Here is a 20,308-nt window from a genome sequence, read left to right on the forward strand (position 1 = left end):
CATAAGTGCATAATACGAACTTAATCCTTGTTGAAGTGTTCACGCAGTTCCGTGGACCGGGAGAGTATATGAAGTTGTTAGTTGCACTGGGCGGAAACGCGCTACTGAAGCGGGGAGAATTTCCCAGCACATCGTCTCAGCGGGAAAATACGCGTATGGCCGCCCGTGCCTTGGAAAAGATCGCGCGCGAACACCAGTTGATTCTCAGTCATGGTAATGGCCCGCAAGTGGGTCTGCTGGCAATGCAAGCCGAGTGCTACGCGGGAGCAGAGGCCTATCCCTTTGATGTGATGTGTGCCGCGACTGCCGGCATGATTGGCTACATGATCGAGCAGGAGCTGGGCAATCTGCTGGGCTACGACGTGCCCATTGCTACGCTGCTGACCCGGGTGGCCGTGGACCCCGACGATCCCGAGTTCAGTGCGCCTACCAAGTTTGTCGGTACCGCTGTGGATGATGATGAAGCCGAGACGCTGAGCAACGCCCATGGCTGGCAGTTTCGTCGCGACGGCGACAAGCTGCGTCGCGTTGTGCCGTCACCAACACCACAGCGCATCATCTGGCACCGTCCCATTCGCTGGCTGTTGGATAATCACGCGGTTGTGATCTGTGCCGGCGGCGGTGGCATTCCTGTCGTGCATAATACCGAGGATGACAGTTACCGCGGCGTGGAGGCTGTGATTGATAAAGATCGTGCCTCCGGCCTGCTGGCCAGTGAGATTCCTTCCGATATGTTTGTGATTGCCACCGATGTCGATGGCGTTTATCTCGATTACGGCACCGATCGCCAACGGGTGCTGCGGCGCACTACGCCTGCCGAACTGGACGCGCTGAATTTTTCCAGTGGCTCTATGGGGCCGAAAGTGGATGCTGCCTGCCTGTTTGTAAGGCGCACCGGCAAACCGGCGGTGATCGGCTCGCTGGATCATATTGCCGACATCGTGGCCGGAACCAGTGGTACCTGGATCGAGCCCGATGCCGACTGAAGGCTTGCCACTGCGCATTCGTAGCCTCGGTGACCTGGCGCATCGCCAACTGGCCGAGCCAGGCATTCGCCTTCAGGTCGCCGCAGTTTTCGACCGCGTGGTGTATCTCAGTTGCGAGCCGCGCGATGCGGTCGTCGATTTCCCGCACCCGGGAATGGTAGTGCTTAGCCATCCGGATATTCCACCGGGCCCCTTGAATATCACCTTGAATCGCTGGCCGGACTGGTCTGCGCTTGCCGTGCATGATCGGGTGCAGAGCGATTCTCATGCACTGAATTTGTGCGGTCATCAATTGGTGCATGCCGGGCTGCCATTGTGGGGCTCTTGCCCGGATTGGCAGAGCCTGCCGCCCATCGGTGGTCTCGCGGACGCACTGCACGTCGGCGTGTCAGAGTGCGAACACAGCTCGGCGTTTTTGGCGCTGCTTTATGGCAGCGAAACGCTGTCGACGTCCCGGTTGGGGAGAACACTGGACCGGCTGGGTGAGGGGCTGTTCGCCTCAGACGAGCGGCTGGTAAGGCAGGGCGCCGAAGAGCTGGCGGGCTTGGGCAGGGGGCTCACTCCCGCTGGGGATGACTTTCTCTGCGGGCTGATGGTGGCACTGTGGTATCGCGGTCTGGCCGCTCAAACGCCGGTTTGCAACTGGCTGTACTCCTCCGCAGCACCGCGTACTACGCGGTTGTCGGCCGCGTTTCTGAGCTGTGCGTCCGTTGGCGCCCTCAATCAGAGCTGGCTGGACTTTGTTCAGTGGCTGCCCGATTTTAGTGCAGAGCACTTGTCGGGCAAACTCGCACCGCTACTGGCAGTGGGACATAGCTCGGGGGCCGATATGCTGGCGGGCTTTGCCTGGGGGCTAAAGCCCGCGTAAACGTTTATTGGCCGCAGTAGTCGGCAATCGCCGCGTCGACGGCGGCTTGTGCGCAGGCCTCATCAAGGTCGGCGCTGGCGCCTCCCACGCCCACCGCCCCCAGCAGTTTCCCATTAAAGAGAATCGGCAAGGCCCCTCGGGCATAAATCATATTTCCGCCTTCCAGTTCGGCGATGCGCTGCATTACCACGGATTCCGGCGGAATCGCGCCGCTTGGGCAGCGTGTGGCAGCGGCGGTCAGGGCTTTCCCCTGGCTGCCGTAGATGCTGGCCCAGTTGGAACCATCCATGCGGGCGAAGGCGATTAATCGGCCCCCGGCATCGCAGACTGCGATACAGACGGCAATCTCCAGTGATTGTGCTTTAGCGATGGCCGACTCAATAGCGGCGTTAGTGTTCGCGAGATTTAGGCCCATTTCTTGCTCCTGCATAAGTGAATAGGGATGTTTATACATTATGCGAATAAATGTTCATATAGTGAATATTATCTGCTATCGTGTCCCTTTCAAATAGCAATGAGTGGCGGTATGCGCACCTGGCTTCTGACAATCCTGTTTCTCTCGGCAGCCCTGGTAGCCTGTTTTGGTGGTGACGAGCAGCGCGCGGCAAGCGATGCGAACAGCGACAAACTGATTCTTTCGGCTACCAAGCCCGGTTCACGCATGGATCCGCACCTCGATGTGCAGTGGGAAGTGCTGTATGTGCTGTCGGCAGTGTACGACACGCTGATTTATCAGGGCGACGACGGTGACTTTGTTCCCGGTCTGGCACGCCGCTGGACGGTATCGGCCGATGGCCTGCGCTACGAGTTTCAGTTGCGCGACGATGTGAGCTTTCACGACGGCAGCGCGTTTAACGCCGAGGCCGTTAAATTCAATATTGAGCGTATTCAGTCTCTGGGTGCGCGATCGCTAAAAGCCAGCTCCCTGTTGGCATCGGTGCAGTCCGTGGCGGTAATGGATACCTATACGGTGGCCATTACATTGTCCCGCCCCGATGCCTTTTTTCTGTTTAATCTGAGCCTGCCCTATATCGGCATGGTCTCGCCGACTGCAGTGAGAGAGTGGGGCGACGCCTACCATCTTCACCAGTCTGGCACCGGCCCCTTCAAGTTTGTGGAATATCGCCCCGGCAATCGCTATCGACTGCAGCGGAATCCCGACTATCAGTGGGCACCGGAAATTTATCGGCAACACGGCGCCGCGCATTTGCGGGAAATTGAGTGGCGGTTTCTGCCGGAACCCTCCAGTCGCGCACCGGCTTTGGAGGCTGGCGATGTGAATGTCGCCTTTGATCTGGTGCCGACCAACCTCAACCGTATTTTGAATTCGCCGACGCACCGTATCGAAACGGCCTACCTTACCGGGCAGCCTTCCTACTGGTTTATCAATACGCAGCGTGCGCCGACCGATGAGCTGGCGGTGCGCAAGGCAATGCTGTACGCCGCCGATATGGTAGGCGGAACGAAGGCGATTACTCGCGGTATTTCGCCGGTGTCCTACGGGCCGCTGGCGCAAGTGACTCCCGAGTACAGTCACAAGTTGGATACGCTCTATCCCCATAACCCCGATAAAGCGCGAACGCTGCTTGATGACGCGGGCTGGGTGGATCGCGATGGCGATGGTATTCGCGAGAAAGACGGCAAACCGCTGCGAGTGACCATGTCGATGGTGTCCTGGGGGCAGAGCCGTTCGTTCAGTGTGCTGCTGCAATCCCAGTTGCGTGAGGTAGGGATTGACCTGGAATTGGAAATGCTGGACCACGCAGTGCAGATCGCGGCGGGGCGCCGGGGGCTGAAAAATATGTTGTTCACCGGCTCCTCAGGCTATTCCGCGGCGGATTCACTGCGGCCCTTTTTTCATTCGGAGAATGCCGACAATGGCTTCGCATTCTCAAAGTTTAAAGACCCGGAGCTGGACCGCCTGATTGAGGAGGCGGAGGTCACACTCGATAAAGATACGCGCTTGGATCTCTACGAGCGTGTGCAGCTCCGCATTATGGAGCAGGCGCTGATTCTGCCGATCTATGACTACGCCCTGTTGATCGGTGTGGAAAATCGCGTGCAGGGCCTCAGTTGGCACTCGGTGGGCCTGGTGCCCAGTTTCTACGAGATGTATCTGGAGGGGGGGCCATGATCCGCTATCTGCTTACGCGCCTGCTCACTGCCGTGCCAGTCATTCTCGGTGTGGTCAGCCTGACCTTTGTGATGATGTACATGCTGCCGGGTGACCCGGCGTCCACGATGCTTGCCAAGTCTGGTGCCTCGGCGCAGCAGATTGCCGAGTTGCGCGCGGAGCTGGGTCTGGATCGTCCCCTATACGTTCAGTATTTCCAGTACCTGTTCAATGTGCTGACGGGCGACATGGGGGAGTCTATCGCCAGCAACCGGCCTGTGTTCGACATGTTGCTGGAAGTCTTGCCGATGACGCTGGTGTTGGTGCTGCTGGCCATGCTGCTGGCGGTGCCGCTGGGCGCCCTGACCGGTGTTGTGGCGGCGGTGCGCGAAAACACGTGGGTAGATCGATTGCTGGTTGGCCTGAGTGCGGTCGGCGTGTCGATGCCGTCATTCTGGATGGCACTGATGATGATTTTGCTGTTTTCCGTCACGCTCGGCTGGCTGCCGGCGTCGGGGCAGGGCAGCGTGGCACATCTGGTGTTGCCGACGCTGGTGCTGGCTGTCGGCGCGGTGGGTACTATCGCGCGCTCGGCGCGCACCGGCATGATCGATGTGATGAAGCAGGACTACATTCGCACCGCCCGGGCGCAGGGCAAAACCGAGCGCAATATCCTGCTGGTGCACGCCTTGCCCAATGCGCTGATTCCCGTCGTGACCATTATTGGTCTGCAATTTGGCTGGCTGCTGTCGGGCTCCTTCATTGTCGAAACCGTCTTTTCCCGGCAGGGCCTGGGATCAACCTTGATCAACGCCATTATCGACCAGGATTTGCCGCTGGTGCAGGGCGCAGTGTTGATGACCTCGGTGCTCTACGTGCTGATTAATATTCTGGTGGATTTGGCCTATGCCCTGATCGACCCGCGGATTAGGTACAGTTGATATGGCGATTTCCGCAAAGCCGGTTGTTAACCCCGGTCCCATTCGCAAGCTGTGTGGCGGCGTGGGGAATCTGTTTGTTCACCCGGTGGGGCGCTGGGCTTCCACGGTGCTGGTCGTGTTCGCGCTGGTGGCCGTGCTGGCACCACTGATCGCACCCTACGATCCCTTTGCGGTGAATACCGAGGACTCAATGCAATCGCCCAGCCTCGAACACCTGATGGGCACCGATCTGCTGGGGAGAGACATATTCAGTCGCGTGGTTTTCGGCGCTCAGGTATCGATGCTGATTGGTGTGGTGGCACTGCTTATTTCGGTGAGTATCGGCGTTGCCATCGGGCTGTTTGCGGGCTACTACGGCGGCCGAATTGACGAGATAGCCATGCGGCTGATTGACACGCTGATGGCGTTTCCCGGCATTCTGTTGGCGCTGACCGTGGTGGCTTTGCTCGGGCCGGGTATCGAAAACGTGATGATTGCGGTGGGCATTGGCGGCATTGCCAATTTCGCGCGCGTTGTGCGCGGATCGGTGCTGTCGATCAAAGAAGATATATATGTGGATGCGGCGCGCAGCACCGGCGCCAGCGATCTGCGGGTGATCTTTCTGCACATTCTGCCCAATGCCATGCCGCCGGTACTGACTCTGGCGAGCATGTCTTATGGCTGGGCGCTGCTCAGCGCGGCTGGACTGAGCTTTCTTGGCCTGGGCGCCACACCGCCAACCCCGGAGTGGGGCGCGATGCTCGGTGAGGGGCGCGATCTGATGTGGGATGCGCCCTGGACCGTGGTCTTTCCCGGTATCGCCATCCTCTGTGTGGTGCTGGCATCCAACCTGCTGGGCGATGCCCTTCGGGATATTCTCGATCCGAGGCTGAAGTCATGAGTCTGCGGGAATGTTCTCTGCTGGTTCACGCGGGCTTGCTGATTACCGACCCCAGTAGCAGTCCTGGGATTCTCCGTGATGCGGGACTGTGTATCGACAATGGGCAGATTATTGATGTCGGCCCCTACGACTATCTGCGTCAGCGTTATAAGCCCGCGGCGCGGGCGGGTGGCCCAGACGTCGTGGTGATGCCGGGCATGATCAATGCCCACGACCACGGCCGGGCCATCTCCCCGCAGCAACTCGGGATTGCCGATCAATTGCTGGAAATCTGGATTCTGGAATTGCTGTGCATGCCGGGGCTGGATCGCTACACCGAGACCGCCCTGAGCGCCTTGCAGCAACTGCGCCACGGTGTGACCAGCAGCACCAACAGTTACTACCGCCCCGGCGAGTTTCTCAGCGATTTGGACGCCGCGGCGGCCGCCTATCGCGATAGCGGTCTGCGTTGCGGTCTGATTGCCAGTGCGATGGATCAGAGCGTCGTCGAACAGCTGCTTCGCGGCGCCATGCCCTCCATGCCTCGCGATTTGCAACAGCGTTGTGGCGAGATGCTGGCCGCGCGCAGCCGCTTCGATGCCGAGCATTATTTTGAGCAAATGCGCAGCGCCTGTAATCACTACGAGGACAGTCCCCAGTGGCTGATGACGGGGCCAGTGTCCCTGCACTGGTGTTCAGACGAACTGTTGTCATCGATCTGGCAGTTTGCTGAACAGCAGGGGCTGGCGATTCAGGCTCACGCACTGGAGAGCCCCTATCAGCAGTGGTGTGCCGAGCAGCGTTATGGCCGTTCCGTTGTGGCGTATTTGCAGTCATCGGGATTGCTCAACGCGCAACTGTCATTGGCCCACGGTGTGTTCACGACACGCGACGATATGGAGCTGCTTGCCAACGCGGGCAGCTCGATTGTTCACAACGCCAGCTCCAACTTGCGATTGCGCAACGGTATCGCGCCGCTGTGCGAGATGCTCGACGCCGGTGTAAATGTGGCTCTTGGCCTCGACAGCATGGCGCTGAATGACGATGCCGATCTGTTCCAAGAAATGCGCCTGGTGGCGAACCTGCATCGCTCGCCATCGCAGCAACTGGACGCCCGTCAGGTGTTTTCAATGGCAACGATTAACGGCGCCAAGGCACTGGGAAAGTCTGCAGAGCTCGGTTCGTTGGAGTGCGGCAAACAGGCCGATTTTTTGGTGCTGGATGTGAGCCGCCTGCCGGTGCCCCGAGTGGCCTTGGACACCAATATCTTTGCGCAGCTTCTCCACTACGCCGGTGCAGACACCATCCGGCAGGTATACGTCGCAGGAGAATGTGTGATGGACGAGGGGCATCACCGTCGGCTCGACGAAGCTTCTCTGCGCGACGACCTCTATCAGCAGCTCAGCCTGTTTGGTCTGCGCAAGGTGGCGACCAGTCAGGCGTCCTTAGCGGAGATCAAACCCTATCTCGCTGATTATCTGGCGGCCAGACGCGGCGTTTGAGCCGCGCGTTTCTCCGACTTCACTGCGATAACAGGGCGATTATGGCTTGGCGTTTCGATAGTGCGATGTTACCATTTAGAACAATAGTTCAATATGCGAACTAAAGAGATGTGAGGTGAGAATTTGAAACGCTTACGTATAGGTGTGCACTACGAACCCTCCGGAATTGATCCGCATATCGGTTCGGCGGAATTGGCCCTGCAAATGACTAATGGCGTGTTTGATACGCTGGTCAATAAAACGGTGGAGGGCGACTATCTGCCCGGGCTGGCTGAGCGCTACCAGGTTTCTGACGACGAGTGCTGCTACATATTTTTCCTGCGCAGCGATGTGCATTTCCATGACGGCACACCGTTCAACGCGAACGCGGTGAAATTTTCACTGGATCGCGCTCACAACCCGGAAAACCAGTCGCAGCTCGCGGGCAGTTTGCTCGGCAGTTACAAGAGCTGCCGGGTCATTGACGAATTCTGTGTCGAAATTATTCTCGACGAGCCCTACGCGCTGTTGCTTGATGCGCTCAGTCAGGGCTGGTTGGCGCCGGTTTCTCCCGCCGCCGTGGAGAAGCTCGGTAACGCAGGGTTTGCCCGTCATCCGGTGGGCACTGGGCCGTTTATCTTCGATAACTGGAAGGCGGGCGAAAGCCTGACCATTCGGCGCAATCCGGACTATGCCTGGGCACCACCGCTGGTGAATAACCCCGGTGCTGCGTCTGTGGATGAAATCGAGTTTCGCTTTCTGGCAGACAATGCGCTGCGTACTGCCGCCTTGCTGGACGACGTGGTTGACGCGATTTTCTATGTGACGCCGAGTGATTGTGCCCATTTGCGTGAGCACGGCGCGTTCAATGTTGAGACCTGGCCGATTCGCGGTATCCCGGTCAGCATGATGATGAATATTCATCGATCGCCGACCAGTGAGCTGGCGGTGCGCAAGGCGATCAGCCACGCGGTGGATCGCGATGCACTGGTGGAAGAGGTTTTTCATGGCGAATTCGAGCGGGCTTACGGCCCGGTTTCGCAATTCACCCTGGGCTACGAACCGGCAGTAGAAAAGTATTATCCCTTTAACTCCGGCCTTGCCGAAGCCTTGCTCAATGAGGCGGGCTGGCTCTACAAAGAAGATGGTAAACGCTACAAAAACGGTCAGCCATTGAAAGTGCAGTTCTATGCCTTGCCGGTCAATTTCTACCCGCAGTTCGGCAAAATTGTCACCCGAATGCTGGCGGACATCGGGATTGAAGTGGAGGTCGTTCAGCTCGATCCAGTGCCGTGGATTCGCGCGGGTATGGCCGGTGAACACCACCTGATCCCTCAGGGCAAATACGCCAGTTCCTCGCAAATGCTGAGCTTTGTCTATCATTCCCGCCACAGTGGTCCCAATGGCTACGGCTGGACAAAGCGCAGTGCGAATGATGTGCCCCAGTTAGACCCGCTGATTGAGCGCGCCGAGAAGACCTTGGCAACGGCGGATTTTGTGCCGCTGTTCCAGAAAGTCCAGACGCTGGTCATGGAAAACGCTCTGGCTGTGCCCCTGCACTGCAATACCAATATTGTGGCTACCAAGAAATCCATCAGCGGTATTCGCTTTGATGCCATTGGTGCCTACCCGCTGTTTCACGATACCCGCATCGGCGACAGCGAGGGTGAGGAGGTGGCCGTATGAGCAGCCGCTTGTTGATCCGTCCCCGGGAGTACCACGATTCGGTGCGACTGATGCAGGTATCGGAACGCGTACGCCGCGAGAGCGGGGCGCGTGAGGCCATCTTGATGATGGCAACCGACAACAACAAAAAGATTCTTGCTGCGGCAGGCATTCAGGACGAAGCGCTGGGCACCGCCCGTGCCGACGATCTGGTGATTGCCGTTGTGGCCGATGGTGAGGAACAGGCGGCCGCAGCGCTGGCGCTGGCGGCCGAGCTGCTCAACGCCCGCAGTCAGTCGGCGGCGGGAAGTTATCGTCCTCGCACTCTGGAAGCTGCCCTGGCTGCAGACCGCCAAAGCAATATTGCGCTGATTTCCGTGCCCGGTGATTACGCGGCGGCGGAGGCGCGTCGGGCGCTGAACAATGGCCTTAACGTAATGCTGTTCAGCGATAACGTCAGCGTTGAAGAGGAATTGTCGCTGAAGCAGCAGGCCACAGAACAGGGCCTGTTGCTGATGGGCCCGGATTGCGGCACCGCAATTATTAACGGCGTCGGTCTCGGCTTTGCCAATGCGGTAGCGCGCGGACCGGTCGGTATTGTCGGTGCTTCGGGTACCGGTGTGCAGGAAATCAGCGTATTGCTGGATCGCATGGGCGTGGGTATTTCCCAGGCCATTGGTACCGGCGGTCGCGACCTGAAAGCCGAGATTGGCGGCCTGACTATGCTGATGGCTATGGATATGTTGGCGGCCGATCCGCATACCCGCCTGATTGTACTTACCTCCAAGCCACCGGCAGCGGTGGTGACCGAGAAAATTCTGGCCAGAGCGGCGGAGTTGGACAAGCCCGTGGTGGTTAATTTCCTGGGTGCCGAGGCGCCCGAGGACGGCCCGGTCAATGTACAGTTTACGGCCTCGCTGGAAGACACCGCGATCGCGGCGGCCCGCCACTGCGCGTCAGAGCGTTCTCTGCCGTTGCTGAGTGCCGAGAATATTCGCGCCTTTGCCAAGGCGGAAGCGGCGAAGTTAGCTCCCGGACAGCGCTATGTTCGCGGTCTGTACGCCGGGGGCACTCTTTGCTACGAGGCGCTGCTGATGCTGTCGCCCGTGTTGGGCGAGGTCTATTCGAACCTTGCCAGTGATCCCGCCTGTCAACTGCCCGAGCTGATGAGCAGTGTTCAACACAGCGTGGTGGATTTGGGCGACGACGCCTACACCCAGGGGCGCGCTCACCCGATGATCGATCCTACGCTGCGTATGCAGCGTATTGCCCGCGAAGCCGACGACCCGGAGGCCGCCGTGCTGTTGCTCGACCTGGTGCTGGGCTTCGGCGCCCACGACAATCCCGCCGCCGAGTTGGTGGAGGCGATTACCGTGGCCCGGGCTAAAGCCGCCGAGGCGGGGCGTTACCTGCCTGTGATCGTCAATCTCTGTGGCACCGATGCCGACAGTCAGCAATGCAGCGAACAGCTATCACTGCTGCGCGACGCCGAGATTACTGTTGCCTGGAGCAACGCAGAAGCGGTGCGCATGACGCTGGCACTGCTGGGAGAAATTCATGGCTGATAACACGACACCAAGGCTGTTTTTACAGGACATTCACGTCATCAACATCGGTCTGGATCTGTTTTCCGACACGCTTCAGGCCCAGCAGGTTGCCGTGACTCAGTTGCAGTGGGAGCCCCCTGCGCAGGGGGACCCGGAGCTGATGGATATGTTGAATGATCTGCTTTAAGTACCGGTAAAAAATGTACCGGAAAGAAAGTACCGGTAAAACAGCTCAAGCGCGAGCGCACCGCGCCGGGAAATAAGCAGAAGACGAATAGCGATCAAGAGGTAGTCATGACTGATCTCAAACAGAAAATTGAAGCCGCCAACCAAAAGACGATGGAGATTATTCTCTCCGGCAGTCCGATGTTGGTAGATGTCGCACCGGCACGCGAAGTGGTGCCGGGGATGACCGACAATATGATTCTGCATTCAGCCCCGGCCATTGCCTGGGAAGACATGTGTGGCCCGCACAAAGTGGGCGTGATTGGCGCCGCTCTGTGGGAAGGGCTGGCGAGTTCGCCGGAAGATGCCGACAGCAAAATTCGCCGCGGCGAAATTCTGGTCGAGCCCTGTCACCATCACGACAGCGTGGGTGCCGGAGCCGGGATTACCTCCGCGTCCACACCGATGCTGGTGGTTGAGAATACCACCTACGGAAACCGCGCTTACAGCTGTATTTCCGAGGGCGGCGGCCTGCGTCTGCTGAAGTGGGGGGCCTATGATGAGGATATCGCCAAGCACTTGAGCTGGCAGGCAGAGGTGCTTGGCCCAGTGCTGCAAAAGGCCGTGCGTGCTTCTGGTGGCATTGATGTAAAAAGCATTGTGTCCCGCGCCGTACAGATGGGCGATGAGTGTCACAATCGCACCGTTGCTTCGACGGGGTTGTTCCTCAAAGAGCTCTACGGTCCGCTGGTAGATATTGACGGTGTTTCCGACAAAGACCTGCTGGACTCGATCCGCTTTATGGTCGAGGCCGATCAGTTCTTCCTCCACGGCATTATGGCCGCCGCCAAGGCCATTCTGCTCCCGGCCAAAGGCTTGTCTCACAGCACCATCGTGACCGCAATGGCTCGCAACGGCGTGGAATTCGGGATTCAGGTAGCCGGTCTGGGCGACCGCTGGTTCCGCGCTCCGGCGAATCCGGTCAATGGTCTGTACTTCCGTTCCGAATGGAGTGACAAGGACGCGGCGCCGGATCTGGGCGACAGCGCCATTACCGAAACCGTGGGCTTGGGTGGCTTTATTCAACCCGCTGCGCCGACGGTGCAGCAATACGTGCAGGGCAGCCTGCAGCAGGCGATTGCCAACACCCAAGAGATGACGCAGATCTGTGCGGCCAGCAACAACGATGTGCGCATTCCCGCCATGGACTTTGCTGCGGCCCCCGTCGGCATTGATATTCGCAAAGTAGTGCAGACCGGCATTGCTCCGCTGATCGATACCGCCATCACACACAAAGAGGGCGGTTTGATCGGCGCCGGCGAAGTGCGCGCGCCGATCGCTTGTTTCGAGCAGGCGTTGAAGGCCTTTGCTGCCGAATACATGCAGTGAGGGGTGCGTGGTGAATCTTCCTGAACGCATACACGAGGCAAATCTGAATGCGCTGGACGCCATGCGTCAGGCGAATCCGGTCTGGGTGGATGTGCGCCCGGCGTTGGAGGTTTTACCGGGCATGAGCAAAAACACCGTGCTGCATGCCGGACCGCCCATTGCCTGGGAAGACATGTGTGGCCCGCAGAAAATGGGCGTGCAGCAGGCACTGATTTACGAAGGGCTGGCCGACGATGAAGAGGCCGCTGCGGCAATGATTCGCGCCGGGGAAGTGGTGCTGGCGCCCTGTCATGAATACCAGGCCGTCGGCGGCATGGCCGGTATCACCAGCGCTTCCAGCCCCATGGTGGTGGTGCGCAACGAGCAACACGGCAACTACGCGTACTCCCAGTTGTTCCAGGGGCCGGCTGGCGGTTTGCAGGACCGCGACGCCTACAATGTCGAGGCGCGCAAACAGTGGCGCTGGCTGGATTCGGTGCTGGGGCCAACACTGGCGGCGGCGGTGAAAGAAGTGGGTGGCCTGCCGGTAAAGCCGATTATTGCCCGTGCACTGGAAATGGGCGACGAGTGCCACAACCGCAACAGTGCAGGCAGTTCGCTGATTCTCAATGCGCTGGTCGAGGCCATGTTCAAAACCTGTCGCGACCGCGAAACACTGCGCCAGAGCATTGCTTACTTGAGCTGGGCCGATCAGTTTTCGCTGTGTGTGTCGATGGCGGCCGCCAAGGCCACTACTGACGCGGCCAAGAATATTCCCTACAGCACCGTCGTGACCACAATGGCCCGCAATGGCGTGGACTTTGGGATCAAGGTCAGCGGCCTTGGCGAACAGTGGTTTACCGGCCCTGCCCAGCGCGTGGAAGGCCTGTATTTCTCCTCAGACTGGGGCGATGACGACGCTGTGCCGGATATGGGCGACAGCGCCATTATGGAAACCTACGGTATTGGCGGTCATGTTCAGGCTGCGGCACCGGCGTTGCAGCAGTTTGTTTCCGGGTCTTTCAGCCGCGCGGTTGCGCTGACCCGCGAAATGGGTCAGATCACGGTTGGCACGATGGATGAATACCGTATTCCGAACATGGATTTTGCAACGGCGCCCATCGCCACGGATATCCGCAAAGTCGTGCAGACCGGGGTGACGCCGGTTATTGATACCGCCATCGCCCACAAGAAGGGCGGGGTGATCGGCGCCGGGCAAACCCGCGCACCGCAGCAATGTTTCAGCGAAGCCCTGCGGGCCTTCGCTGCTAAATACCGAACACCGGGAGCCGCCTGATCCGGAGCCAACATGAGTGCACTGATCGACATTCGCCATCTGACCACGGTATACGAGACCCGCGCAGGCGTGGTCAAAGCCGTAGACGATATTTCCTTTGCCGTGGCGCGGGGTGAAACCCTCGCGCTGGTGGGGGAGAGTGGCTCGGGCAAGAGCAACGCGGTGCTGTCGATTCTCGGCTTGATCCAGTCGCCGGGAAAAATCAGTCAGGGCGAGATTCTGTTTGACGGTGACGACCTGTTGAGTCTCAGCGAAGAAGACTTCCGCCGCCTTCGTGGTAACCGTATTTCCATGGTTTTTCAGGACCCGATGACGGCGCTGAACCCGCTGTTGAGTCTCGGTCGTCAACTCCGGGATATCGTGATGCAACACCTGGGCATGAACCGCGCGCAGGCGCAGCAGCGCGCAATTGAACTGATGACCAAGGTCGGCATTCCCGACCCCGAGTCCCGGCTGAGCGACTACCCGCACCAACTGTCCGGCGGGATGCGTCAGCGGGTGATGATTGCCATGGCGCTGGCTTGCGAGCCCGACCTGCTGATTGCCGATGAGCCCACCACGGCGCTGGATGTCACGATTCAGGCGCAGATTGTGGCACTGATCAAAGAGATCCAGCAGGAATTCAATATGGGCGTGATCTGGATTACCCACGATCTTGGCCTGGTGGCGACGATGGCTGACCGGGTGATGGTGATGTACGCCGGTCGCATTATTGAAACCGCGGACGTACAGGCACTTTATGCCTCACCGCGCCATCCCTATACCCGCGCATTGCTGGATTCAATGCCGAGAGTCGATCAGGCTCCAGACGGCCCGCTGCGCGCAATACCGGGAATGACACCGGATCGGACACTGGATACCGGCGCCTGCCGTTTTGCCGATCGCTGCGCCTTCGCCGACGAGCACTGCCGAACAGAAGAGCCGACGCTGGTGGCTGACGATAGTCGCCAACACGCCGTGAGTTGCTGGAAGTGGGAAACACTGCCTGCCTCCGCCGCACAGGAGGCATCGCAATGACCGCGCCGCTGATTACGGTTGATGATGTTGCCGTCCATTTCCCGGTTGAAGCCGGCGGACTGCGCCGACAGGTGCTGGGAACGGTGAAAGCCCTGGACGGCATTACCTTTACCATCAAGCGGGGCGAAACCCTTGGCTTGGTCGGCGAGTCCGGCTGTGGCAAGTCGACAGTAGGTCGGGTGATTATGAATTTGCTGGCGCCCTCTGAAGGTCGCGTCAGTTTCGATGGTGAAGACCTTACGCGGCTGAAATCACGTCAGCGCAGAGAGCTTCGCAAGCGCATGCAAATGGTCTATCAAGATCCCTATGCCTCGCTGAATCCGCGAATGACTGTCGGCCAGATCGTCGGTGATCCGCTGGCTATTCACGGTTTGTATCGTGGCCGCAAAAAACTCGAGCGTATTCAATACCTGCTGGATATCGTCGGCTTGGGTGCAGACTGTATTGACCGCTATCCCCATCAGTTTTCCGGTGGACAGCGTCAGCGGGTGGGGATTGCCCGAGCGCTGGCCGTCGACCCGGAGTTCATTGTGCTGGATGAGTCCATTGCTGCACTGGACGTCTCTATTCAGGCGCAGATCATCAATCTGCTGCAAAAGTTGCAGGCAGAGCTGGGCCTGACCTATCTGTTTATTTCTCACGACCTGTCCGTGGTTCGTCATATTTCTGACCGGGTCGCGGTGATGTACTTGGGTAAAATTGTTGAGATTGGCAGCAGCGAACAGATTTATCAGAACCCCATGCATCCCTATACCCAGGCGCTGTTGGCCTCTGTGCCGGTTCCCGATCCGGTACTGGCGTCCGCACGCGGCGCAGCACCGTTAAAAGGGGAGTTGCCCAGCCGCCTCAATCCTCCGCAGGGTTGTCGCTTCTCCGACCGTTGCCCCAAGGCCACGTCGCTGTGTCGTGAGCAGGAGCCGTTCACCACGGTTCGCGAACCCGGTCATATGCTGGCTTGCCACCACGCCTGAGCCGCCGCTTACAACCGTTCTGTCTCTTTCCAAGTCTTTGTTTCTGAAGGCCTATTCCGCTTTGCGCACCAAAATTGCATAGCCGTGTATATACGCGCCTTAACACCGCTGTGACATTGCAGATTCATCGCCAAAAAAATCCCGCCAATGCTTGCCAAGCGAACATTTGTACGTATAATGAAACTATGGTTCGCGATAAGAACATTTGTTATCGCAAGCGCCTCCCAGATTCTGGCGAGAAACATCCTTCCGGCGATACGGAGTTCACATGTCTTATTCCATGCTCATCGACGGCTGCCTGGTTCAATCTGAATCCTGCTATCCCGTAGTCAACCCTGCCACTGAAGAACTGATTGCTCAGGCGCCAGACTGCAGTAAAGAGCAGTTAGATGCGGCGGTAACCGCGGCAAAAGCCGCGCAAGCCGAGTGGGCTGTCGATGAAGAAAAGCGCAGAGCGGTATTAGTGGCCTGTGCCGATGCACTGCGTGCCAACGCCGAGTCATTGGCGGCGATCCTCACCGCAGAGCAGGGCAAACCGCTGGCAAAAGCTCAAAACGAAATTATGGGGGCGGCCGCCTGGTTGAGTTACAGCAGTACGCTGGAATCGCCGGTAGACATTATTAAAGATGACGACGCATCGCGCGTTGAAATTCACCGCCGCCCGCTGGGTGTCGTAGCCGGCATTGTGCCGTGGAATTACCCGGTAATGACCACGATGTGGAAGCTGGCACCGGCGCTGATGGCGGGCAACACCGTGGTGCTCAAATCGTCGCCGTACACGCCGCTGGCAACACTCAAGGTAGCCGAACTGTTCAAAGACATTATTCCGCCGGGGGTTGCCAACTTCCTCAGTGGCGGCGATGACCTGGGTAAGTGGATGAGTGCGCATCCGGGGGTCGCCAAAGTCAGCTTCACCGGATCAACCCGTGCTGGCAAAAATGTGGCCGCGTCGGCAAGCAATGATCTCAAACGTCTTTTACTGGAGCTCGGCGGCAACGATGCCGCCATTGTTCTGCCGGGCGTAGACCCGAAAACCGTGGCGCAGAAGCTGTACACCGCGGCCTTCGAAAACTGCGGTCAGGTCTGCGTTGCCATCAAGCGCATCTATATACACAAAGAAATTTACCCGGCGGTGGTTGCGGAGCTGAAGGCCTGCGTTGAATCCGCCGTTGTGGGCAATGGAACCGACCCGGAGGTGACCGTTGGACCGCTGAACAATGCCGCACAACTGGCGCGGGTGATGGAGTTGGCGGACGACGCCAAAGCCGATGGCGGGCAGTTTATTGCCGGCGGCGAGCGAATTGGCGACAAGGGCTACTTCTATGCGCCGACGCTGGTCACCGGCCTGCCGCGCCACAGCCGGCTGGTCGTGGAGGAGCAGTTTGGGCCGATTGTGCCACTGCTGGAGTTCAGTGATATCGATGAACTGATTGCTCACCTTAATCAAAGCAAATTTGGCCTGGCGGGCTCGGTATGGTCGCCCGATGTGGCCGAGGCAACGGCAATCGCTGCACGCCTCGAAACCGGCACGGTGTGGATTAACCAGCACCTGGCCATGATTCCTCAGGCACCGGTATCCGGCCGCAAATGGTCGGGGGTCGGTGTGGAGAACGGGCAGCTTGGCTTTGAAAGTTACAGCGAGCTGCAAACCCTGTCGATTGCGAAAAGCTGATGTAGTACGGAGAGAAACGATGAAAATTTACGATATTACCCTCGATATAGAACCCGGCATGCTGTATTGGCACGAGGGCAAAACCCCGGAAGTGATGGATGTAACCACCATCAAAGATGGCGCTCCGTCTAACGTTACCCGCTGGTTGATCGGTTCACATACTGGCACCCATATCGATGCTCCTCGCCACTTTATTGATGACGGCGCAACGGTAGAACAGTTGCCCATTGAGATGTTTGTCGGGCGCACCCGGGTGATGGACCTGATTCACATTGGTGATCGTGCGATTACAGCTGACGATATCAAGGCGATCGGTCTGGACGGTGTGACCCGCGTGCTGTTCAAAACCACCAACTCTGCAAAGCGCATGATCAAGAAAGAATTCTCGGATGACTGGGTGGGTATTGCTCCCTGCGCTGCCCAGTATCTGGTGGATAACGGCGTGCAGTTTGTCGGTATCGACTACGTGACCATCGAGGCGCCAGAGCACTCCGTAGAGTGGCCGACACACCACATTCTGTGCGGCAACAACGTGATTATTCTCGAGGGCGCCAAAGTAGGTGAGATTCCCGACGGTGAGTACTTCATGTGCTGCCTGCCCATGCGCCTTAAGGGATCGGAAGGGGCGGCGACCCGCACCATTCTTATCGACGGCATCACTGAGGGCTGATCGATGGCAGGGGTGATCTCCACACCGCACACGCTGGCAACCGAAGCCGGTATGCAGATGTTCCGCGCTGGCGGCAATGCCGTCGATGCGGCGCTGGCGGCGGCGGCCGTGCTGACGGTGGTTTACCCTCACCAGTGCGCCTTGGGTGGTGATGCCTTTGCGCTGGTCGAGTCGGCGAGTGGAGACGTCACCGCTTACAACGGCTCTGGCGCGGCGCCCGCCGGGCTCGACGCCGACCTGCTTCGTGCCCGTTACGATGGCATTCCCGATGCGGGGCCGCTGTCGATCTCGGTGCCCGGTCTGGTCGCGGCCTGGCACAGCCTGTCGTCCTCGCAGGGAACACTGCCGTGGGCCGAATTACTGGCTCCGGCGATTGCGCTGGCCGACGACGGCGTGGCGGTATCGCGCTCGTTGGCGGCGGGCATTTTATACCGTCAGGGCGCGATGAACCGTGCCTTGCGCGAGTTGTTACTACCGGGTGATCGACCCTTGGCGGAAGGCGAATGCTTTGCCCAGCCCGCGTTGGCCGACACCCTGAGAATCCTGGCTGAGGAGGGCGCGGACAGTTTTTATCGGGGTTCGCTGAGTCAGCGCATTGTGCGCGGGCTGAACGCCGAAGGCTGCCCGATCAGCAGTGAAGATCTCGCATCGCATCAGACCGCGCTCGACGACGCGCTGTCGCTGCACTATGACGGTGTTGAATTTCTCTGCTGTCCGCCTAACTCCCAGGGCTTTGTTTTGCTCGAAGCCCTGGCGTCGCTGGACGCACTCGGCCTGTCACTGGATGCCCGCGGTGAAGGTGCCCGGCATCTGCTGCAGGCGCTGTTGATGGCGGCCGATGATCGAGAAGCCTTGTTGGGAGATCCAAAGCGTAATCCGATTGATATGGCCGCGCTGTTTGATCGCACGGCACTGGCAAACCGACTCAGCCACGCGATTCAGACCGGGCAGGCACCTGCGGTGAATAATCCGGTGGCTCACGGCGATACCGTTGCCGTTTGTGCGATGGATGACAGCGGCGTGTCGATTTCGCTGATTCAAAGTGTGTTTCAGACCTTTGGCTCAGCTGTCCTCGAGCCCGAGACCGGCATTATTTTTCACAATCGCGCGCGGGGATTCTCGCTCGACCCTGAGGCCCCCAACTTTCTGCGCGCGGGCTGTCGTCCCGCTCACAGCTTGATGCCGTTGCTGTTGCGCCGCGAAGGCCGCGTCTTCGCCTCGCTGGGCACCATGGGTGGCAAAGCCCAGCCTCAGATTCTTGCCCAGTTGCTGCCGGGTGTGATGGCGGGCACGGCCTCGCTGGAGGCTGTGCTGGCAACGCCGCGCTGGGTATTCGGCGCCCGGGATATTGATTTTCCTGGCCCTACGGTGGCCATCGAAGCCGATGCGCCCGCCGAACTGGATCAACATTTGAAAATACATGGCCTGGATGTGGCTCGCGTGCCTGCCTGTTCCGAAAGCGTGGGCCATGCCCAGGCGGTCCGCCGCCGCGCGGACGGAGAACTGGAAGGCGCCGCTGACCCACGCTCGGATGGCAATGCCGGCGTCTGTGCCGACTGAGACATCGCCGCTGCCGCTGATAATTTCGTGAGGTATTCGTGAACAAGGAATTACTGCAAGCCACACAGGATCGGATTAACCGTATGCCGCGCGTCCGTCTCGGTCAGTTTCCCACCCCATTGATGGAAGCGCCGCGTTTGAGTGAAGCACTGGGCGGGCCGCGCATTCTGTTCAAACGGGATGACCTGAGTAATGTCGGTCTGGGTGGCAATAAGGCCCGCAAGCTCGAATATGTGATTGGGCGGGCCGTGGCCGATGGCGCCGATACGCTGGTGATCTGCGGTGGTTTTCAATCCAATCTCGCGCGGATTGCTGCGGCGATGGGGTCGCAACTGGGGCTGCAGGTAGAGCTGATTCTTGGCGGCGTGCCCGGCGAGCCCAGACATCCCGTAGGCAATTTGCTGCTCGACCACCTCTATGGCGCCAATGTGCGCTTTGTCGAAACCCTGCCGCGATGGGAATTCGGCGACACGCTTGCCAATGTTGAGCAGGAGCTGATTGCCGAAGGCCGTAAACCCTTTGTCGTACCGCTGGGTGCCTCCAGTCCGGAGGGCATGGCCAGCTATGTGGAGGCCAGTCGCGAGCTGTATCAGCAGCTTGAGTGCAGCGGTGTCGCGGCGAATTACCTCTACGTGGGGGTGGGTTCTGGCGGGACGTTCTCTGGTTTGGCGCTGGCCCATGCCAATCTCGAACTGCCGTATGCACTGCGCGGTATCAGCGTCAGCCGCGCCAGCGAACACTACCGAAACAAGCTGCCTGCCGATATGGGCGAAGCGGCGCTTCAGCTTGGCCTGAGCCAGGTACCTGCGGGCGACAGTCTCGACATTGACGATCGTTTTATCGGCGGAGGCTACGGCGAGACCTCCGACGGCAGCAATGAGGCCATCGCGCTGGTGGCAAAAACCGAAGGTGTACTGCTGGACCCGGTGTACTCGGGCAAATGCATGCACGGATTGATTCAGCACATTAGGGAAGGGCGCATAGCGGCCGATGACACCGTGGTGTTTCTGCACACCGGTGGCTGGCCTGCGCTGTTTTCTTACGAGGCCGAAACGCTAGGCGTGAGTACCGAGGCGCAGTGTCTGCCCCCGGTCCATGTTGTGAACGAGTAAGGCTGTAATTGGCAGC

Annotated in this window: 18 protein-coding genes; 17 read left to right on the forward strand and 1 reads right to left on the reverse strand. The window is 59.2% G+C overall.

The genetic code is table 11. From position 1 onward, the window contains the following. The first annotated feature begins 68 nt into the window (after positions 1-68). Both G411_RS0116090 and G411_RS21645 read left to right on the forward strand, forming a co-directional pair. On the forward strand, positions 69-986 hold the full coding sequence (locus G411_RS0116090) for a carbamate kinase (protein WP_022960240.1): 918 nt from the start codon (positions 69-71) through the stop codon (positions 984-986). Continuing rightward, positions 976-1,854, forward strand: a complete 879-nt coding sequence (locus G411_RS21645; protein WP_022960241.1) for an oxamate carbamoyltransferase subunit AllH family protein — start codon at positions 976-978, stop codon at positions 1,852-1,854. The genes G411_RS0116090 and G411_RS21645 overlap by 11 nt, the downstream gene beginning before the upstream one ends. Positions 1,855-1,858: 4 nt before the next feature. Here G411_RS21645 and G411_RS0116100 read toward each other — a convergent pair whose 3' ends face one another. Then, complete coding sequence (locus tag G411_RS0116100; RefSeq protein ID WP_028968526.1) at positions 1,859-2,269, reverse strand: GlcG/HbpS family heme-binding protein; 411 nt, start codon at positions 2,267-2,269, stop codon at positions 1,859-1,861. Between the two features lie 111 nt (positions 2,270-2,380). On the opposite strand from G411_RS0116100, the gene G411_RS0116105 reads away from it, so the two are divergent. The 15 genes from G411_RS0116105 to G411_RS20875 all read left to right on the forward strand — a co-directional run bounded on the left by G411_RS0116105 (position 2,381) and on the right by G411_RS20875 (position 20,292). Continuing rightward, complete coding sequence (locus G411_RS0116105) at positions 2,381-3,988, forward strand: ABC transporter substrate-binding protein (RefSeq protein ID WP_022960243.1); 1,608 nt, start codon at positions 2,381-2,383, stop codon at positions 3,986-3,988. Next, complete coding sequence (locus G411_RS0116110; protein WP_022960244.1) at positions 3,985-4,908, forward strand: ABC transporter permease; 924 nt, start codon at positions 3,985-3,987, stop codon at positions 4,906-4,908. Before G411_RS0116105 ends, G411_RS0116110 begins: the two co-directional genes overlap by 4 nt. A 1-nt stretch (position 4,909) precedes the next feature. Next, a complete protein-coding gene (locus tag G411_RS0116115) occupies positions 4,910-5,788 on the forward strand; it encodes an ABC transporter permease (protein ID WP_022960245.1) in 879 nt (292 codons plus the stop codon). Next, positions 5,785-7,269 carry an amidohydrolase family protein gene (locus G411_RS0116120; protein WP_022960246.1) on the forward strand — a complete coding sequence of 495 codons (1,485 nt, stop codon included), beginning with the start codon at positions 5,785-5,787 and terminating at the stop codon, positions 7,267-7,269. The genes G411_RS0116115 and G411_RS0116120 overlap by 4 nt, the downstream gene beginning before the upstream one ends. 123 nt (positions 7,270-7,392) lie before the next feature. Continuing rightward, positions 7,393-8,934: an ABC transporter substrate-binding protein gene (locus tag G411_RS0116125; RefSeq protein ID WP_211218362.1), complete on the forward strand. Its 1,542-nt coding sequence runs from the start codon at positions 7,393-7,395 to the stop codon at positions 8,932-8,934. Beyond that, a complete protein-coding gene (gene fdrA, locus G411_RS0116130; RefSeq protein WP_028968529.1) occupies positions 8,931-10,478 on the forward strand; it encodes an acyl-CoA synthetase FdrA in 1,548 nt (515 codons plus the stop codon). The genes G411_RS0116125 and fdrA overlap by 4 nt, the downstream gene beginning before the upstream one ends. After that, entirely contained in the window at positions 10,471-10,647 is a 177-nt protein-coding gene (locus G411_RS22190; RefSeq protein WP_157581366.1) for a hypothetical protein, read from the forward strand. The genes fdrA and G411_RS22190 overlap by 8 nt, the downstream gene beginning before the upstream one ends. A gap of 107 nt (positions 10,648-10,754) precedes the next feature. Beyond that, positions 10,755-12,014 (forward strand): YlbE family protein, encoded by a 1,260-nt coding sequence (locus G411_RS0116140; RefSeq protein WP_028968530.1) that lies wholly within the window; start codon positions 10,755-10,757, stop codon positions 12,012-12,014. A gap of 10 nt (positions 12,015-12,024) precedes the next feature. Next, a complete protein-coding gene (locus tag G411_RS0116145) occupies positions 12,025-13,290 on the forward strand; it encodes a YlbE family protein (RefSeq protein ID WP_211218363.1) in 1,266 nt (421 codons plus the stop codon). Between the two features lie 12 nt (positions 13,291-13,302). Beyond that, positions 13,303-14,307 carry an ABC transporter ATP-binding protein gene (locus tag G411_RS0116150; RefSeq protein ID WP_022960248.1) on the forward strand — a complete coding sequence of 335 codons (1,005 nt, stop codon included), beginning with the start codon at positions 13,303-13,305 and terminating at the stop codon, positions 14,305-14,307. Then, positions 14,304-15,278, forward strand: coding sequence for an ABC transporter ATP-binding protein (locus tag G411_RS0116155; protein WP_022960249.1), 975 nt, complete (start codon positions 14,304-14,306; stop codon positions 15,276-15,278). Before G411_RS0116150 ends, G411_RS0116155 begins: the two co-directional genes overlap by 4 nt. 268 nt (positions 15,279-15,546) lie before the next feature. Next, positions 15,547-16,950, forward strand: coding sequence for an aldehyde dehydrogenase family protein (locus G411_RS0116160; RefSeq protein WP_022960251.1), 1,404 nt, complete (start codon positions 15,547-15,549; stop codon positions 16,948-16,950). Positions 16,951-16,969: 19 nt separating this feature from the next. After that, positions 16,970-17,620 (forward strand): cyclase family protein, encoded by a 651-nt coding sequence (locus G411_RS0116165; RefSeq protein ID WP_022960252.1) that lies wholly within the window; start codon positions 16,970-16,972, stop codon positions 17,618-17,620. A 3-nt stretch (positions 17,621-17,623) separates the two neighbouring features. Beyond that, the gene (locus tag G411_RS0116170; protein WP_022960253.1) at positions 17,624-19,180 is read left to right on the forward strand and encodes a gamma-glutamyltransferase family protein; all 1,557 of its coding nucleotides are present in this window, start codon (positions 17,624-17,626) and stop codon (positions 19,178-19,180) included. Positions 19,181-19,218: 38 nt separating this feature from the next. Continuing rightward, positions 19,219-20,292 (forward strand): 1-aminocyclopropane-1-carboxylate deaminase/D-cysteine desulfhydrase, encoded by a 1,074-nt coding sequence (locus G411_RS20875; protein WP_157581368.1) that lies wholly within the window; start codon positions 19,219-19,221, stop codon positions 20,290-20,292. The last annotated feature ends 16 nt before the right edge of the window (positions 20,293-20,308 follow it).

It is taken from the genome of Spongiibacter tropicus DSM 19543 (genome assembly GCF_000420325.1).
Taxonomy (GTDB): domain Bacteria; phylum Pseudomonadota; class Gammaproteobacteria; order Pseudomonadales; family Spongiibacteraceae; genus Spongiibacter; species Spongiibacter tropicus.

What these genes read in the sequence shown, in the direction of transcription:
- G411_RS0116170 (WP_022960253.1), top strand. Translation starts at nt 17,624, where the DNA reads ATGGCAGGGGTGATCTCCACACCGCACACGCTGGCAACCGAAGCCGGT.
- G411_RS0116090 (WP_022960240.1), top strand. Translation starts at nt 69, where the DNA reads ATGAAGTTGTTAGTTGCACTGGGCGGAAACGCGCTACTGAAGCGGGGA.
- G411_RS0116120 (WP_022960246.1), top strand. Translation starts at nt 5,785, where the DNA reads ATGAGTCTGCGGGAATGTTCTCTGCTGGTTCACGCGGGCTTGCTGATT.
- G411_RS0116115 (WP_022960245.1), top strand. Translation starts at nt 4,910, where the DNA reads ATGGCGATTTCCGCAAAGCCGGTTGTTAACCCCGGTCCCATTCGCAAG.
- G411_RS0116110 (WP_022960244.1), top strand. Translation starts at nt 3,985, where the DNA reads ATGATCCGCTATCTGCTTACGCGCCTGCTCACTGCCGTGCCAGTCATT.
- G411_RS22190 (WP_157581366.1), top strand. Translation starts at nt 10,471, where the DNA reads ATGGCTGATAACACGACACCAAGGCTGTTTTTACAGGACATTCACGTC.
- G411_RS0116155 (WP_022960249.1), top strand. Translation starts at nt 14,304, where the DNA reads ATGACCGCGCCGCTGATTACGGTTGATGATGTTGCCGTCCATTTCCCG.
- G411_RS21645 (WP_022960241.1), top strand. Translation starts at nt 976, where the DNA reads ATGCCGACTGAAGGCTTGCCACTGCGCATTCGTAGCCTCGGTGACCTG.
- G411_RS0116105 (WP_022960243.1), top strand. Translation starts at nt 2,381, where the DNA reads ATGCGCACCTGGCTTCTGACAATCCTGTTTCTCTCGGCAGCCCTGGTA.
- G411_RS0116140 (WP_028968530.1), top strand. Translation starts at nt 10,755, where the DNA reads ATGACTGATCTCAAACAGAAAATTGAAGCCGCCAACCAAAAGACGATG.
- G411_RS0116165 (WP_022960252.1), top strand. Translation starts at nt 16,970, where the DNA reads ATGAAAATTTACGATATTACCCTCGATATAGAACCCGGCATGCTGTAT.
- fdrA (WP_028968529.1), top strand. Translation starts at nt 8,931, where the DNA reads ATGAGCAGCCGCTTGTTGATCCGTCCCCGGGAGTACCACGATTCGGTG.
- G411_RS0116160 (WP_022960251.1), top strand. Translation starts at nt 15,547, where the DNA reads ATGTCTTATTCCATGCTCATCGACGGCTGCCTGGTTCAATCTGAATCC.
- G411_RS0116100 (WP_028968526.1), bottom strand. Translation starts at nt 2,269, where the DNA reads ATGGGCCTAAATCTCGCGAACACTAACGCCGCTATTGAGTCGGCCATC.
- G411_RS0116150 (WP_022960248.1), top strand. Translation starts at nt 13,303, where the DNA reads ATGAGTGCACTGATCGACATTCGCCATCTGACCACGGTATACGAGACC.